The 15,532-nt window shown below is 56.7% G+C and carries 12 protein-coding genes and 1 pseudogene; 11 read left to right on the top strand and 2 right to left on the bottom strand.

Going from position 1 to position 15,532, the window contains the following annotated elements; translation table 11 throughout:
- The first annotated feature begins 84 nt into the window (after positions 1 to 84).
- Both AC0L3N_RS13415 and AC0L3N_RS13410 read left to right on the top strand, forming a co-directional pair.
- The gene (locus AC0L3N_RS13415; protein WP_473548009.1) at positions 85 to 1,980 is read left to right on the top strand and encodes an MBL fold metallo-hydrolase; all 1,896 of its coding nucleotides are present in this window, start codon (positions 85 to 87) and stop codon (positions 1,978 to 1,980) included.
- Positions 1,981 to 2,276: 296 nt separating this feature from the next.
- A pseudogene (locus AC0L3N_RS13410) lies at positions 2,277 to 2,922 on the top strand (IS6 family transposase).
- Positions 2,923 to 3,070: 148 nt separating this feature from the next.
- Here AC0L3N_RS13410 and AC0L3N_RS13405 read toward each other — a convergent pair.
- Positions 3,071 to 3,877, bottom strand: coding sequence for an IclR family transcriptional regulator (locus AC0L3N_RS13405; protein WP_473548008.1), 807 nt, complete (start codon positions 3,875 to 3,877; stop codon positions 3,071 to 3,073).
- Positions 3,878 to 3,957: 80 nt separating this feature from the next.
- Positions 3,958 to 5,337 carry an MmgE/PrpD family protein gene (locus AC0L3N_RS13400; RefSeq protein WP_473548007.1) on the bottom strand — a complete coding sequence of 460 codons (1,380 nt, stop codon included), beginning with the start codon at positions 5,335 to 5,337 and terminating at the stop codon, positions 3,958 to 3,960.
- A gap of 426 nt (positions 5,338 to 5,763) precedes the next feature.
- On the opposite strand from AC0L3N_RS13400, the gene AC0L3N_RS13395 reads away from it, so the two are divergent.
- From AC0L3N_RS13395 to AC0L3N_RS13355, 9 genes are all read left to right on the top strand, one after another.
- Positions 5,764 to 6,900, top strand: a complete 1,137-nt coding sequence (locus AC0L3N_RS13395) for a M24 family metallopeptidase (RefSeq protein ID WP_473548006.1) — start codon at positions 5,764 to 5,766, stop codon at positions 6,898 to 6,900.
- Positions 6,901 to 6,939: 39 nt separating this feature from the next.
- Positions 6,940 to 8,043 carry an extracellular solute-binding protein gene (locus AC0L3N_RS13390; RefSeq protein WP_473548005.1) on the top strand — a complete coding sequence of 368 codons (1,104 nt, stop codon included), beginning with the start codon at positions 6,940 to 6,942 and terminating at the stop codon, positions 8,041 to 8,043.
- A gap of 79 nt (positions 8,044 to 8,122) precedes the next feature.
- Positions 8,123 to 9,202, top strand: coding sequence for an ABC transporter ATP-binding protein (locus AC0L3N_RS13385; RefSeq protein ID WP_473548004.1), 1,080 nt, complete (start codon positions 8,123 to 8,125; stop codon positions 9,200 to 9,202).
- Entirely contained in the window at positions 9,199 to 10,092 is an 894-nt protein-coding gene (locus AC0L3N_RS13380) for an ABC transporter permease (RefSeq protein ID WP_473548002.1), read from the top strand. Before AC0L3N_RS13385 ends, AC0L3N_RS13380 begins: the two co-directional genes overlap by 4 nt.
- A complete protein-coding gene (locus tag AC0L3N_RS13375) occupies positions 10,089 to 10,925 on the top strand; it encodes an ABC transporter permease (protein ID WP_473548001.1) in 837 nt (278 codons plus the stop codon). The genes AC0L3N_RS13380 and AC0L3N_RS13375 overlap by 4 nt, the downstream gene beginning before the upstream one ends.
- Positions 10,926 to 10,948: 23 nt before the next feature.
- Positions 10,949 to 12,349, top strand: a complete 1,401-nt coding sequence (locus AC0L3N_RS13370) for an amidase (RefSeq protein WP_473548000.1) — start codon at positions 10,949 to 10,951, stop codon at positions 12,347 to 12,349.
- A 147-nt stretch (positions 12,350 to 12,496) separates the two neighbouring features.
- Positions 12,497 to 13,495, top strand: a complete 999-nt coding sequence (locus AC0L3N_RS13365; protein ID WP_473547999.1) for a dihydroxyacetone kinase subunit DhaK — start codon at positions 12,497 to 12,499, stop codon at positions 13,493 to 13,495.
- A complete protein-coding gene (locus AC0L3N_RS13360) occupies positions 13,495 to 14,142 on the top strand; it encodes a DAK2 domain-containing protein (RefSeq protein ID WP_473547997.1) in 648 nt (215 codons plus the stop codon). The genes AC0L3N_RS13365 and AC0L3N_RS13360 overlap by 1 nt, the downstream gene beginning before the upstream one ends.
- Entirely contained in the window at positions 14,139 to 15,512 is a 1,374-nt protein-coding gene (locus tag AC0L3N_RS13355; RefSeq protein ID WP_473547996.1) for an NAD(P)/FAD-dependent oxidoreductase, read from the top strand. The genes AC0L3N_RS13360 and AC0L3N_RS13355 overlap by 4 nt, the downstream gene beginning before the upstream one ends.
- Positions 15,513 to 15,532: the final 20 nt, after the last annotated feature.

The raw sequence follows: 15,532 nt of genomic DNA, 5'->3' as shown, positions 1-15,532 counted from the left end.
ACTAAGTGCCCGCTCGATGCTGCCCTGATGGCTTAATCAACGTTCAGATCTGAGCGGGACGTGTTCTGCTCACCAGGTATTCAGATGAACCTTGTCAAACATTCCGAGAATCTTTTCGAATTCAAAGATACCTGCAACGTTTTTGTGGTGAAAAGTGGCAGGGACTGTGTCTTGATAGATGCGGGGTCAGGCGCCGTGCTTGAACATCTTCAAAGTATCGGAGTGGACAGAGTGGTGTGGGTACTTCATACCCACCATCATCGTGACCAATGCTGGGGGACCCACTTGGTCAGGGCGAGCGGCGCACAGATTGCCGTTCCCGAATTCGAACGGCATTTGTTTGATGATGTTGAAGCGCGTTGGCGAATCCGGGCAGTATTTGACAACTATAATGATACCAATACGTTTTTCTCCCTTGCACAAAATGTTTCGGTCGATGCGGCACTAAAAGACTACGAAAATTTCGTTTGGAACGAATACAATTTCTACGTGTTGCCGGCCAAGGGTCACAGTTACGGCATGGTCACCCTAATCGCCGAGGTGGATGGGCAAAGAGTTGCTTTCACCGGCGACCTGATGGCAAGCGGTGGCAAACTGTATCAGCTCCATGCCATGGAGTACGCCTACGCCGATATGATCGGCGTACAGTTCACTATGCAGTCCATACTTGCCCTAAAGAAGCAGCAAGTCGCGATCGCATATCCGTCGCATGGCAAAGCCATCATCAACCCCAACGAGGACATTGTTAGTCTTGAGAAAAGGCTGGAAGCACTTGCTAACTTGGGCAGGCTATACACCTCAGGGCTAAATAGCAAATTCCCCGAGTGGCAAACGGTCCGCGAGAGCAGACTGCAGAAGATATCAGAACACTTGCTTTGGGGAGGGCCGTACACCTGCTCTAATTTCTATATCGTGCTTAGCGGGGTTGGACACGCGCTACTCATTGATTACGGCTTGGCTTCCGACGCACATCTCCATTTTGGGGTCGAGCACGAAGGCATACAGGCGCTGCGATTTGTCGAACACCACCTCGATCAGCTGCGGGATGACTATGGCATAGACCATATCGAGGTCGTAATACCTACGCATATTCACGACGATCATACGTGTGGAATTCCATTCCTTCAGCGCAACTTTGGAACCCAATGCTGGGCCCTTGATTGTGTCGCGGAGGTAATCGCTAACCCGTCCGATTGGGCAAGTACGCCCTGCTGCTTCAACAAGCCAATCAGCGTATCAAAGGTGCTGCGTGATGGTGAAGCCTTCCATTGGCGAGGGCACGAGTTCGAAATTTACTACGCACCCGGCCAAACCGAGTATCACTCAATGATTCTTGGCTTGATCGACGGTAAGCGGGTCTTGTTTAGCGGAGACAACGTCACCCTCTGCAATCCCAGGACAGAGCACGTCAATCATGATATTCCCGTCCAGACTAATATCATGCGTAATAGCTTCCAACTGGCAATGCACCGCCGTTGCGCTGAGGTGATGCAGACAACACATCCAGATTTTCTCTGTCCAGGTCACGGGGAATTAATCCAGATGGATAATTCTCGGCTCACAGAGTACTTGGACTACGTTGAAAGGAAGGAAATTGCTTTTCGCGAGGTTGTCAACGAACCTGCAGATCACTTTATCGATTTATTCTGGGCTCGCATGCTTCCTTATGTTGCCCAAGTGCCTCCGAGCAGCGAAATCATCTACACAATCAAGGTCCGCAACAATCTTGACCGCGCTGCCGTATACAGCGCTCGACTTCTGCCGGCGCCGGACTGGGTCTGCCGCCAGGGCATACAAAGCGTTGCCCTTGGGCCGTCAGAACACGGTGAAATTGTCTTCACGGCTGTTGCACCGGGAGATGTGGATCCAAAACGGAGGCTTATGACCGCCGAGATCCTCATCGATGGATTATCGTATGGGCCAATCTGTGAGGCTCTCGTCTCGGTTTCAGGCAGGGATCGTCATCCGTGCCAATCCTAGTTAGCCATAAGAGCTTGCATCACGACCACCAGCAAACGACGATCGAGACTCCGGCGGATATTGAACCGGACTGACAACCGCTTTGGCTGGGGATCTGTTCCAACCTTTTGATCGCCAGCGCTGTGGCATGGAGCCTTCGACCATTTTCGGAAGCTTGCGATGTTCCGCAAGCGTAGCGTAACCGGCAAATGGCATCTCGACGAGACTCGACTTACATCAAGATCCGCGGCCGTTGGATGTATCCAGCGTTATCAATTTAACTCGCGTTCAGGGATTTGCCGCATAGACCCGATGGCATGAACACCGCGACCGTCAGCTACAAGCGCCAATGGTTTCCCGCCGCAGATCATCGCCCATGCAGTCTGGCTCTACTACAGATTCCCTTGAGCCTGCGTCTGGTCGAGGAAATGCTGCTGGAGCAGGGGATCGTGGTTTCCTACGATATGAGACAATCCGCCGGTGGGCATCAAATTCGGTCCGGATTACGTTCGCCGCTTGCGCCGCAAGCAGCGCAGGCGAACCGATGTCTGGCACCTGGACGAGGTCGTCTCACCGTCGTCTGCAGGAAACACTGGTTGTGGCGCGCCGTCGACCAGGATGGCTATGTGCTCGACGAGATCGTTCAGAACCGTCGCAACACCAAAGCGGCCAAGCGCTTGCTGATGCGGCTGCTGAAGAAGCAAGGCGTCGCGCCGAAGCGCAGGATCACCGACAAGCTGCGCTCCTATGGAGCACCCAGGCGACAGGTGCCGTTGCGAAAACGGAAGCGAATGATGCAAGCAAGGCTTCCGATCACCAGGAGCACTGCAACGCTTCGTTTCGATCTTCTCGGCTCTGCGCAATCTCTTCATCCCGCCCCGCCCAAAACGCTCCGCTCTCGCTACACATATTCACCGCCTGCAGGCCATGGCGGAATGGAAAGCTGTGGCCGTGTTCAGCTGACATCAGCGGCCGCAGGTCTCAACGCGTTTATACGCAGACAACGCGACATCGCCGTTAATCGGCTTTGTACTGCAGGGGCTCGCGATCTAGTGCCTCCTGTCATCCAGGGCGTGCGTCCCAATAGCCTTCCTCTCTCAAGTTTGTCAGCTTAGCTGGCAATCGAAATATCGTGTGGGTTCATCGTGCGTTCGATTTCGTCGATTTCACGTCGCAGAATCTGAACGAAGTCGCCTACGCTGCTCCTCCGCAGCCTTGCGCTTGTCATGTTGATGGCGAGCGCGCCTGCTACATTTCCGCTTTCTAGGATGATTGGCACCGCTATCGCGGAAATTCCTTCCACAAGGTGCCCGTCATCGACGGCATAGCCGCGCCTGCGGATATCTGGCAGCGCATGCCTGATCTCGTCCGCTGTCAATCCATGGTAGCGCTCGAATTGTGGAGCGTTGGTTTCTAGAATGACCTCGGCTTGGTTTAGTGGCAGCATGGCCAAGATCGCCTGGCTAGCGGGGCCAACCCCAAGGGGTATCTGGCCACCGACCTGTCCCGTGAGGCTGTCGATCCGGTAGCCACCGTCCTGTCGGTCGACGCAGACGGTATTGAAGCCGTTGCGAGCCATAAGAAAAACAGTATCACCCGTTTCGGCCGCAATCCGCATCAAAGCAGGATGACAAACCCGTCGCATACCCGTCGTGTCCGCGGCCTTGGCTCCGAGCGCAAAAAGGGCCAGCCCCAATCTGTACCGCTTTGTTGTCTCGTCGCGCTCGATGTAGCGATGCCGCTCAAGGCCGGTGATGATGCGATGTGCCGTTGACATATTTAAGCCGAAGGCTTCGGCAATCTCGGAAACCCGCGCACCGCCACGGCCGAGCTCTCCAAGATGATTCAAGATAGCGATGGAGCGATCGAGCAATTGCGTTCCGGTCGCCTTCTCCTCGCTTTCAGTCGTCGTCTTCACGTGCACCTCGATCAACAAGCCGGCGGATCAAAACGATCCACAGGGTCGTCGCCCCATTATCACGACAGCCTTCAACGAGGCTAGCTACAGGGGCTACCAGCTCTTTGCCTCGAGCCAGGCTCGTCTATCGACGAAACGCGTGGTCGCTGCAGAGTCTCCATGAGGCTCCCTAGCTCCCCCTCTCGGAGATCCCGGAATGCCGCCAGAAACATTTCCAGATGCTGCTCTTCCAGTCTGCCCTGTGCGACGTTTCGAAACTTGTTCTTCAAGGTAGCCCAGCCCATCGGATTTGTCGGCTCCCCCATTGGGGCGAGAACCTCCTTAGACAGCCGCTCTTTCTTGGTCCTTATTACCACGCGTGCTGGAACGGATTGAGGGAATGCCGCGTCAAAATCGGGATCGACCCGCAACTCAATTCGCCTCGCAAGTGCGATCGTATCGGAATGATCTAAGTCCCTGTTCGTGATCTGCACGAGTGCTTCGGCTCCTTTTGTCAGCGCCATGGCCACACAAAATGGGACGCTATATTGGGCGGATTCCGTTGTGCGCGGCGCCACTTCGTTATTGAGACGAAGTGCCCAAGAAAACGTTTCTATTTCTATCGACTGTATTTCGGTGGCATGCAGCCCATGCTCAGCCTTAAGAGCCAGCACAGAATCAATCGCCGAATGCGCCCAACGGCAACAACCGTAAGGCTTGAAATAAATGCCGTTGATTGCCCAATCGGTTCCAAGCCCATCGAGTAGGCGACCGCGATCGAAGACTCTTTCGTTGTCCAGCAGGTCGTCCGGCCCGGTAAAGCCTTGGGCCGCGAGTTCGACCGCAACGAGAGCTGTAGCGGTTGCCCATGGGATCCCTTCTTTCACATGGTTGCCCATCACCTTCGAGTATGCGATCGCGGAAAGGTTCGGCGCAGTCGAGCCAGCTATAGCAATGGCCTGCTCGATTGCAAGGGGCTCAAGACCGCGCAACCACGCTGCCGCGGCGGCAGCCCCGTAGCCAACCCATGGGCCTGAAACGAGTGTCGTCAGGGTCGCGAAATCCCGCGAGGCAGCCACGCGGATGGCGATTTCATAGCCGAGCGCGATCGCGGGTAATATCCGGTTGGTCGGACATTTGAGTTCCGCTGCTGTGGCTATAACAGCGGGAATGATCGACGCCCCGGGATGTCCGGCCGCCGCTCGATGACCATCGTCTAGATCGAGGCTCGACGCACTTGTTGAATTAACAAAGGCCGCGCCGGCCGCGCTGGTGCGATGCTTGGTGAACCAAATTGGGGTATTTCCATGCTGCCAGATCATCAAAGCCGCATTTCGTGCTGCGACCGTCGCATCTTCATTGACGCCGGCGAGCGCAGCTGTCGCCAAATCCAGAACCGCCGCTTTCGCTTGTTCCACAGCGGGACCGTCGATGTAGCTTACCTCAGAAAGAAAATCTGCAAAGTGTCGGGCAATGGTCATGGGCGGTTGCCACCTGTGAACGGGATCGAAGGCTATTCGATAATTTTTATCATTATCTGAAAACAAACGCTTGTAAATCCCATAATATGGAAGTATGGATTATGCGTGGATGTCGAGTTGGCAGGCTGAGACCGATGGTAGATCGCACTTTAAGTCAGTCGGAAGGGCTCCTGGCAGCCGTTGCTACCTCTGGACAGCGTCGGGTTGGCATTGGTCAAGTTGAGACACCCGGACGACAGGTTTACCCCAAGTCGTGGAGCCGGAACCAAGCCCGCTGCTCCTCGGTGACGAGCAGCGGCTCAGGCGGCCTTCACGGATCGCGTGGTCAAGACGGCACCCTCCCGCCGATTGCGCCCCGTTCCGCGAAGGCCGCCACCTTCGTCTCTTTATTTCAGCACTTTAAATGCACATGCATGGGATGAGCAAATGACCGGCAACCGGCAAGCGTTTACAACCGAAGAATTCAAGACGCGCGTAGCGCAGGTGCAGTCAGAAATGTCGGTGCGGGGCATCGATATTCTTTTGCTGCACGCTCCGGAAAACATCTACTACCTCACCGGGCACCAGACGTCAGGTTATTTCGCCTATCAGACCGTGGTGCTCGCCCAGACTGGACATCCGCAACTGCTGTTACGCTTTCTGGAAAAGGGCAATGTCGACGAATACTCGTGGCTGCCGGATGCCTCTACCTGGAAGGAGGGCGACGACCTCGTCCAGAAAACGCTCGCCCTGGTGCGCGGTTTCGGAACCGCCGGCAAACGCATCGGACTGGAGAAAAGGTCCTGGTTTTTGACATCGGCCATCGCAGATGCACTGACCAATGGACTTAGCGATGCCACCATTGTGGATGCAAGTTTACTTGTCGATCGTGTTCGCGTGATCAAGTCATCCGCCGAGGTGGGCTACATCCGGCGTGCAGCGCAAATCGCCGAGATCGAGCAGCAAGTCGCGTTTGCCACCATTTGCGATGGAGCCACGGAGGCCCAGGTTGCTGCTGCGGTTTTCGCGGCCGGCGTTAACGCCGGGTGCGAGTATACCGGCTTGCCCCACCATATCATGTCTGGATACCGCTATAACGTCTGCCATGCGAACTGGAGCCCAAAGATCATTCGGCGTGGGGAATTGGTACTTTTCGAGCTCTACGGTTGTGTCGAACGCTATCATGCTACACAGATGCGCACGGTGGCCATCGGCCACGCGTCGGACGAGGTAAGGCGGGCCGCCGACATCGTTGTTGCCGCTCAGGATGCCGGCATTGCAGCTATGAAACCCGGAGCGTCAGCCCGCGAAGTTGATGCTTTGGTGCGGCAGCCAATCCGCAAGATCAGACCGGAATATTACAACCGCAGCGGCTACTCGACCGGCATTGGCTTCCCACCCAAGACCGCCGAATGGGAAGCACTCGACTTTAACGAGCAACAAGATTGGGAACTGAAGGAGGGCATGGCCTTCCATATGCTGGCACTGGCCTGCGGGTTCGGCATCAGTGAGACGGTGGTCGTGACCAGCAACGGAGTTGAGCGCCTGACAGGCTCAAATAGGCGCGCACTTCTGGTCAAGTGATCAGAAACTAAGAGGGATTCTAACAAAGGGAGTAAGAACATGATAGACAAAATCCTCAATATCCGCGTTGGCCGCAGAGGCTTTCTTGCTGGCTCGGCTGCAATAGCGGCGGCAGCGCTGCCATCCCCTCTCATCAAATCCGCCTCTGCACAGGAGTTTGCAGGAAAGCAGATTAGAGTCCTTACCTGGTCCGATCCGACTGGCCAGGCTGCTGTTAAGCACATCATGCAAACCTTCGAGGCAAAGACCGGCGCCAAGGTCATCGCCGACCTGACCGGCACCACCTCAGATATGATTGCGAAGATCAAAGCGTCTGCATCCAAGCCGCAATTTGATGTCGTCATCCTATCGGGGTTTGGCGCGGACGCTTTGGCCGAAGCCGGACTTCTAGAAAAGCCCGATACCAGCGCAGTCCCCAACCTGTCCCGCGTCGATTCCAAGTATCAAACCGGTGCCAATGGGCATGGTATCGGCTATTTCCTGTGGAGCGATGGCCTGATCTACAATACGAAGCGCTATCCTTCACCACCGAAGTCCTACGATGTGATCTGGGACCCGGCCAACGAGGGTAAGATCGTACTTCCCACGCCGGACAATCTCAACGCGCTTGAGCTGATAATTGTAGCAGCGAAGGCCGCTGGCGGCGACCTCAAGAATCCTGACCCTGGATTCGAACTGCTGAAAAAGCTCAAGGGTAAGAGCTTGGCCATCGCGACGAACTCGAATCAAATCGCCGACTTGTTCCGTTCGGACTCTGTGAATGCGGCAGGTGTAATATCCCCTCTCACGTTCTCGGCGTTCATTCCAAAGCCGGAGTTCAACATGAGTGGCACGTACGATCTGGCCGAAGGTTTCTTCGTGGATCTTCAGTACATGGTTGTCCCGAAAGGACACCCAGGCGATGCTGCAACCGTCAATGCATTCCTTAATCACGCTCTTGACCCAGTGGTGCAAGGGAAGATGGCCGAAGAGGTCTGGTACGGTCCAATCAACCAAGATGCGATTTTGTCGGACAAGGCAAAGAAAAGCCCGTTCATCCCAAGCCCGGAAGTGATCAAAGAACGCGCCAACCGACTGGATTCGGGCTTCCTGGCCTCGGTGCGTGACGACTGGATCCAGCGCTACACAGACGCAGTGATGTAAGATCACGTTCGGTGTTGGGCCGGTCACTCGGCCCAGCACCGGCCTGCATCATCTTTCAAGAACGCAATTCTGAGGTGACATGGAACAGAATCCTGTCCTTGAGATACGAAACCTTTCACGCACCTTCGCTCATGGTGCTGTGAGGGCTGTCGACCATATCGATCTCGACGTGCGCCCGGGCGAGATCATATCAATCCTCGGTCCCTCCGGCTGCGGTAAGACGACGATCATGCGCATCATTGCGGGATTGGATTCGCCGACTTCCGGAGAGGTTCGCATTCTCGGCAAGGACGTTGCGGGAAAGCCGCCGCACAAGCGCAATGTCGGCTTGGTCTTCCAGTCGTTGGCAATCTTTCCTCACATGAGCGTCAAACAAAATGTCGCCTTTGGCCTGCGCATGCAGGGTCTCGCCAGCAACCTGATTGAAACCAAGGTCGCCAAAGCGTTGGAACTCGTACAGCTTTCGCCCGAAAAATTTGCGGGACGACGGCCAAGCGAGCTGAGCGGAGGGCAGCTTCAGCGGGTAGCTTTGGCACGGACATTGGTGACTGAACCGGCGCTGGTCCTTTTCGACGAGCCAATGGCGGCACTCGACCGGCGCCTTCGCGATTACATGGCGGTCGAACTCAGGGCTATTCAAAAGCAGCTCGGCATTGCGGCGGTCTATGTTACGCACGACCAGGAAACGGCTTCGATGATGTCGGACCGCGTCATCATCATGAATGCTGGCAAGATCCTGCAAGCCGGGACCCCGGAGGAAATCTACGAGGCACCGAATTCCAGGTTCGTATCTGATTTTCTCGGCGACACCAACACCCTTCGCATTGCTCGCGTGCTCGATCAGGCGGATGGGACATCGCTGGTGCAGACCGATGCTGGGCTCGCAATTCGTGTCGCAAACTGCAGCGATATAGCTGAAGGAGCGTTTGTCATTTTTCGACCCGAGCAGACAGTCGTTCATTCCGCTGACCCTGGCGGCGCTTTTGAGGGCCGGGTGGCGTCGTCGCAGTTTCGCAGCGGTCTCTACTGCTGGCAGATTGTGCTCCCCGGCGGCAACACGCTTGTTGCGCAGTCGACCGAAAACAGACTTGCCTCATCTTCCGGCGATACTGCTTGGGTTACGATTGACCCGGGCAAAGCGAGAATCGTTAGCCAATGACCGCGATCGAGAACCCCATCGCTCCGCTTCCGTCGATGGAAAAAGACGCGCCGATCCGCAAGCCGCCGATCAGGCTCCTTCTTCTTCCGGCTGGCACGTTGATCGGTCTCCTCTTGGTCTGTGCGCTGGTCGTCCTGCGCATGAGTGTCGGAGAACGGAATGCCGAATGGACAGGCTGGAGTTTGACCGCCTACACGCAATTGGCCAGCTCCAGAAACATCGGCATCATAATAGACACAATCTGGATGGCACTGCTGAGTGCCCTGATAACAACGCTCGTAGCCCTCCCCATCGCGCTTTTCCTGACACGGACGACATCAGCATTTGCTCGGCGGCTCGTGCTAATTGCAATCCTGTTGCCTATGATCATCAGCCTGCTTGTGCAAAGCTTCGGCTGGATGGCTATTCTCGGGCCGAATGGGCTCCTCGACCAAGCTATTTCAGCCGCAACCGGAATCGAACGGCCCTTCTCGCTGCTCTTCAACCGCACGGGTGTCATGCTCGGACTTGTTCAGACGAGCATCCCGCTTGCTGTCTTGCCCACTGCCGCCGCGCTGCGCTCGGTTCCTGTATCGCTTGAAGAGGCAGCAGATGTTCTTGGAGCAAATCGGGTCAGAACCTATCGCCACATAATTCTGCCGTTGGCCTGGCCGGGTATGGCTGCGGGCGCCATTCTTGTCTTCGGGGTCAACACGGGTGCGTTTGTCGTGCCGTTGCTGCTGGGCGGGTTGAAGGTGACGACGATTGCGGTCGTAATCCGCGATCAGATGGGCACGTTTTCCAACTGGCCGCTCGGTGCAGCGCTATCGGTCTTGCTGATCCTGTTGGCACTCGCCGTGCAGTCGCTCAACCGCCTCATCGTGCGAACCAACGTGGAGATCAAGGGATGAGCATGCCGACCGCAACCGGGCGTGCCGGAATCGAGTGGCAGCTTGTCAAAGGCATCACTTGCTTGCTGCTGGCGCTGATGCTTGCACCAATCTGCATGGTCCTGGTGATCTCATTTACTAGCGGCGAGACGCTGCAATTTCCGCCGCCGGCGCTTTCACTGCGCTGGTATCAGCAGGTCTGGACAATGCTGGTCGGTCCCGACGCCGGGATCGGGAGATTGCGGGAGTCACTGCTTGTCAGCTTGGAAATCGCGGCGCTGACTGCGCTTGTGTGTGTGCTTGCTGGTGTCCCGGCTTCCTATGCGCTGGTCCGATATCGTTTCGTGGGTAAGACAGTTATCGAAGAATTGATCGGCCTGCCGGTGGTATTTCCAGCCGTAGTTCTGGGAATTGCGTTGCTGGTGCTGGTAAGCGCCTCCGGTCTCGATTTTGGTATTTTTCAGATCGTAGTCGCCCATTCGATCATCGGGCTGCCGTTCCTCATGCGCAACTGCATGGCGGCGATGCGGGGCATTGATCCCATGTTGGAGGAGGCTGCGATGACGCTTGGTGCTTCCGCGCCTAAGGTCTTTCGGGAGATCGTCTTGCCGCTTGCCAGTGGCGGTATCGCCTCTGGCGCCATCCTCGTCTTCATCTTGTCTTTCAACGAATTCACGCTGAGCTATTTTCTCTACTCCGTCGATGTCTTCCCGCTCTCCATCTGGCTTTTTCAACAGGCGAACACCTCCTTCAGCCCGGCGGTGTTTGCCGTGTCGTCGCTCATCGTCGTCGTCAACGTGGCGGCAGTCTTGGTCGTTGACGCGGTGATCGGAAGTCGCGGATCGGCTGCATAGCGGCATACCCGAGGATTCGTTCAATGACATTTGATCCGTTCTGGTCAATCGAGCAACTGTCGGATCTCTTCGCTCGGCGGGAACTGTCGTCCGTTGAAGCCGTAACCGAACTCTTCAGGCGCATAGCGATCTGGGATGGCCGGCTGCGCGCCTTCTGTCAGCTCGACGAGAACGGTGCTCTTGCACGCGCCCGGGCCGCGGACGAAGCACGAGCTAACGGAACTTCCACGTCCCCTCTGCTCGGCGTGCCGCTAGCCGTGAAGGACATCTTCGATCAGGCCGGGCATGGCACTCATGCTGGCTCCAAGGCTCTGAATGACAGGCTGCCAATCCGATCGGCAAATGCGGTCGAAAAGCTCGAATCCGCAGGCATGATCGCCATCGGCCGCACCAACATGGTCGAATTCGCCTACGGAGGATGGGGAACAAACCCAGTTCAGGGCGCGCCGTGCAATCCCTGGGGTCCGGACACTCACGTCGTTGCCGGAGGGTCAAGCAGCGGTTCGGCAGTAGCGATTGCTGGTGGGCTCGCCCCAGCCGCTTTGGGTACCGACACTGGCGGCTCGATCCGCACGCCTGCCGCCTGGTGCGGAATCGTCGGCCTCAAGACTTCAGTCGGGCTAGTCGGACGCGGCGGCGTCGTACCGCTATGCCCAACACATGACAGCGTCGGGCCGATGACCCGCACGGTCCGAGACGCCGCGCTTTTGCTGGAAGCCATGGTGGGGTCAGATCCTCGCGATGTCGCCACGTGGCACGTTCCCTCCGTGCGTTCACTTGCCACCATCGAGGACGGCGTGAAGGGCCTGCGGATCGGAATGCTCCACGAGCGGGATTTGGCAGGCGTCGAACCCGACATCCGGATGCTGCATGATCGCGCCATCGCCGATCTGACGGCTGTTGGCGCCCAATTCCACAAAATTGCTCTGCCATTGTCCATCAGCGATTATCTCGGCCGTGGCGGCGAAATCATGAGCGTCGAGAGCTATGCCCTTCTCAGTGCTTATGTCGACCATCCGGACAGCCTGGTGGATCCCGTCATTGCAGAACGCATCAGGCGCGGCCGCGACATCAGCGGACCAGCTTACTACCGCCTTCTCGAAACCCGCCGCTTGGCGCAGATCGGCTTTCAGGAAGCGGCAGCAGGATTTGACGCGTTCGTCGCGCCTGGCTCCCATCGAAGTCCCGTACCGCTTGCCGAAGTAGACGAAAGCCAGCCTCCCAATCATTTTGGAAGACTGGTGAACTATCTCGATCTGGCCAGCCTGGTAGTCCCGGTCGGATTGACATCAAATGGCCTGCCAGCTGGCCTGCAGATTGTTGTCAGGAAATTCGACGATGCCTTGGCACTTCGGATCGGAAGGACGTTGGAACGTGAGCGTGGTAGCCTGTTTGTGCCAGCGCCGGGGTTGCAGCCCCAATGAAGTCCACGGCTGATTTCCACAACCTGGCGAACCCTCCGCATTTATCTATGCCGAGCCCAACGGATTGCGAGGGCTTTTGATAACACTACGGGTGGCTTGTGGCCCCGCTGGACAAGTACTCAAACGATCGACTTGCAGAGCGAGAACATGAAGAAGCTGATCAACAGTCCTGAGAAATACGTGGATGAAGCGCTGGCGGGGATGAGCTTGGCGCACCAGGGCGCCTACAAGATTTCCGGCAGCAACGGGCGTGTCGTTGAACGGGCCAAGAAAAAGGCTGGGGGCAAAGTTGGAGTTGTGTCCGGCGGTGGGTTCGGGCACTTGCCGCTATTTGCCGGATATGTCGGAGAAGGACTGCTGGACGCCTGCGCTGTTGGGCACGTGTTCGCCGGTCCATCCTATGACGATATATTGGAAAGCCTGAACGCGGCCGACCACGGCGGCGGCGTATTGTCAGTCATAGCCAATTATGGCGGCGACACAATGGTGTTTGGCATGGTCAATGACATGCTGACCACCGAGGGCAAGGACTGCGCCACCGTGATTGTGGCCGATGACGTTGCCAGTGCAGACAAGGATCGAGCCGATACGCGCCGTGGTGTGGCTGGAATCATCTTCGCGTTCAAAGTTGCCGGCGCCGCGGCAGAAAGGGGACTTAGCCTATCAGAGGTGAAAGCCATGACCGAAAAGGCCATGGCTGGATGCCGGTCCATAGGGGTAGCGCTATCGGCCTGCACAGTACCGCAGGCGGGCGAGCCGACCTTTCATCTTGAAGAAGATGCCATTGAAATGGGCATGGGCATTCATGGCGAGAAAGGACTGTGGCGCGGGGCGCTCAAACCCGCTGACGAAATTGCCGCAGAGATGATCGAGCGCTTGTTGGCTGACCTCAACCCCCCCGCGGGGTCAAGGATAGCGGTGCTAGTCAACAGCCTTGGCGCCACACCGCTGGAAGAACTTTATATCCTGTATCGCAAAGTGGCCCAACTGCTCGAGGCAGAGGGTCTGAAAATCGCCTACTCACTCGCTGGTGAATACGCGACTTCAATGGAAATGGCGGGCGCCTCGGTTAGCGTTATGCAAGTCGACGACGAACTGCTCAGCTTATTGAATGCTCCTGCCCAATGTCCCCTGTGGAGAGCATGATGGCGACCGCCTTCACAGGAATGGATGTCGGCGCAGCCATGCGGCGCGTTGCGCTAGCGCTTGTCGAGAGCAAAGACCGATTTAACAAGCTTGATGCTGCTGGTGGTGACGGTGACATGGGCACTACCTTGGCTACTGTCTCACAGGCGTTGCTAGCTGATGAGACACTTTATCCGGATGACATCGGCGAGAGTCTAATGCGGATTGCAAAAACAATTGCACGGACCTCAGGCTCCAGCCTGAGTGCCGTTGTTATGACAGGACTGATCACACTGGGAAAGACTTGGTCGGCGAAACACGAAGTTGCCTGGATCGAGATGGCGCCCGCGTTATCAAATGCCGTTGAGACCATGCAGGCCCGGTCAAAGGCCAGACTCGGCGACAAGACGGTGCTGGACGGCATAATCTGGGTCGCACGGAGCGTCGAGGGGATTTCCACTGCAGAAGAGATGAGAGCCACGGCACAACAAGCGACCGCCGACGCGCTGGCGGAGTTTCGCAGTCGCCCGGCAATCATTGGGAGGCTGCGGCTCGAGCCATCCAAAGGGGTCGGAACCGACGATCCGGGCATGGTTGCATTGCATGTTGCCGTATCGGCCATGGCAGGGTCGCTGTCTGATCAGGCAGTGGGCGGTTCCAACAAATGACCGATCCGAGCACTAAATTTTCCTCCGTCTCTCACCAGACAAATCAGACGCCCAGACCGATACCCGCGAAAGCTGATGTCATTGTGGTTGGCGCTGGCATAATCGGAACCGCCACCGCCCTGTTCCTTGCACAACGCGGGCTGTCAGTCGTCGTTTGTGAAAAAGGCCATGTTGCATGCGAGCAATCCAGCCGCAATTGGGGATGGGTGCGCAAGATGGGGCGCGATCCGGCCGAGATACCCATGGCTCTTGCCAGCGCAAAGCTATGGGCTGGAATGAACGCGCTTACAGGCATCGAGACAGGATTCCGCGAAACAGGCATCTACTATTTGTGCAAAGACCAGAAGGACATCCAAAAGTACGAAGAATGGCTAGCATTCGCCAAGGAGCATGATCTCGATTCCTCCCTACTAAGGCAAAATGGTTTGAAAGAGCGTTTCCCAACGCTCAAGGGTCATTGGGAGGGTGCACTATTTACCAAAAGCGATGGACGCGCCGAACCCACCATGGCGACGCAAGCGATGGCGGCTTCCTTACGCACACTCGGCGGACAGATCATTGAGGATTGTGCTGTGCGTTGCATTGAAACGGCAGCGGGCTCAGTCCATTCGGTTGTAACGGAGCTTGGCGAGATTCGCTGCAAGTCCGTCGTCCTGGCGACCGGCGCCTGGACAAGACTGTTTTGCGGCAATTTGGGCATCGATTTCCCCCAATTGAAAGTTATCGGATCGGTCATGCGCACGCAGCGCCTTGACGGGCCTCCTGAGTGTGCCGTCGCGGGTCGGGATTTCGCTTTTCGCAAGCGTCTTGACGGTGGCTATACGATTGCTCAGAAAAACGCGAACATCGCGCAAATCGTACCGGATAGCTTCCGCTTGTTCTTCCAGTTTCTTCCGGCCTTTCGGTCGGAAGGGAATGAAATAAGACTTCGCTTCAGCAGTCAGTTCTTTAGAGAAATGAATACCCCGAAGAGGTGGCGATCGGATCAGGTCACCCCATTTGAAACGACCCGGGTTCTCAACCCAAAGCCTTCGAAAAAGATCCTTAGCGAGGGGCTGAACAACCTAAGGAAAGTGTTCCCAGAATTTGCCAATGCCAAAGTGGAAGAAAGCTGGGGATGCGCTATCGATGTCACTCCGGATGCGGTGCCCGTGATCGATACGATCGACGAAACTCCGGGCTTGCTAATCGCCAGCGGTTTCTCGGGCCATGGATTTGGCATCGGGCCGGCGGCAGCTCATCTAGTCGCTGATATCATCACGGCCCAAAGGCCGGTCGTATCTGCAGAGCCGTTCAAATTGGCTCGGTTGAAGAAGTTAGCTGTACCCACTATGGAGCAGGCAAGGAGGCAAGATTCCAGCTCGACTTGACGCGGGCCACGTTTCAAACA

It is taken from the genome of Mesorhizobium sp. WSM4807, from assembly GCF_055811615.1.
The sequence above is the reverse complement of the archived record's forward strand: the minus strand, read 5'-3'. Positions and strand labels throughout refer to the sequence as shown.

What these genes read in the sequence shown, in the direction of transcription:
- AC0L3N_RS13365 (WP_473547999.1), top strand. Translation starts at nt 12,497, where the DNA reads ATGAAGAAGCTGATCAACAGTCCTGAGAAATACGTGGATGAAGCGCTG.
- AC0L3N_RS13355 (WP_473547996.1), top strand. Translation starts at nt 14,139, where the DNA reads ATGACCGATCCGAGCACTAAATTTTCCTCCGTCTCTCACCAGACAAAT.
- AC0L3N_RS13415 (WP_473548009.1), top strand. Translation starts at nt 85, where the DNA reads ATGAACCTTGTCAAACATTCCGAGAATCTTTTCGAATTCAAAGATACC.
- AC0L3N_RS13400 (WP_473548007.1), bottom strand. Translation starts at nt 5,337, where the DNA reads ATGACCATTGCCCGACACTTTGCAGATTTTCTTTCTGAGGTAAGCTAC.
- AC0L3N_RS13360 (WP_473547997.1), top strand. Translation starts at nt 13,495, where the DNA reads ATGGCGACCGCCTTCACAGGAATGGATGTCGGCGCAGCCATGCGGCGC.
- AC0L3N_RS13395 (WP_473548006.1), top strand. Translation starts at nt 5,764, where the DNA reads ATGACCGGCAACCGGCAAGCGTTTACAACCGAAGAATTCAAGACGCGC.
- AC0L3N_RS13390 (WP_473548005.1), top strand. Translation starts at nt 6,940, where the DNA reads ATGATAGACAAAATCCTCAATATCCGCGTTGGCCGCAGAGGCTTTCTT.
- AC0L3N_RS13375 (WP_473548001.1), top strand. Translation starts at nt 10,089, where the DNA reads ATGAGCATGCCGACCGCAACCGGGCGTGCCGGAATCGAGTGGCAGCTT.
- AC0L3N_RS13380 (WP_473548002.1), top strand. Translation starts at nt 9,199, where the DNA reads ATGACCGCGATCGAGAACCCCATCGCTCCGCTTCCGTCGATGGAAAAA.
- AC0L3N_RS13385 (WP_473548004.1), top strand. Translation starts at nt 8,123, where the DNA reads ATGGAACAGAATCCTGTCCTTGAGATACGAAACCTTTCACGCACCTTC.
- AC0L3N_RS13370 (WP_473548000.1), top strand. Translation starts at nt 10,949, where the DNA reads ATGACATTTGATCCGTTCTGGTCAATCGAGCAACTGTCGGATCTCTTC.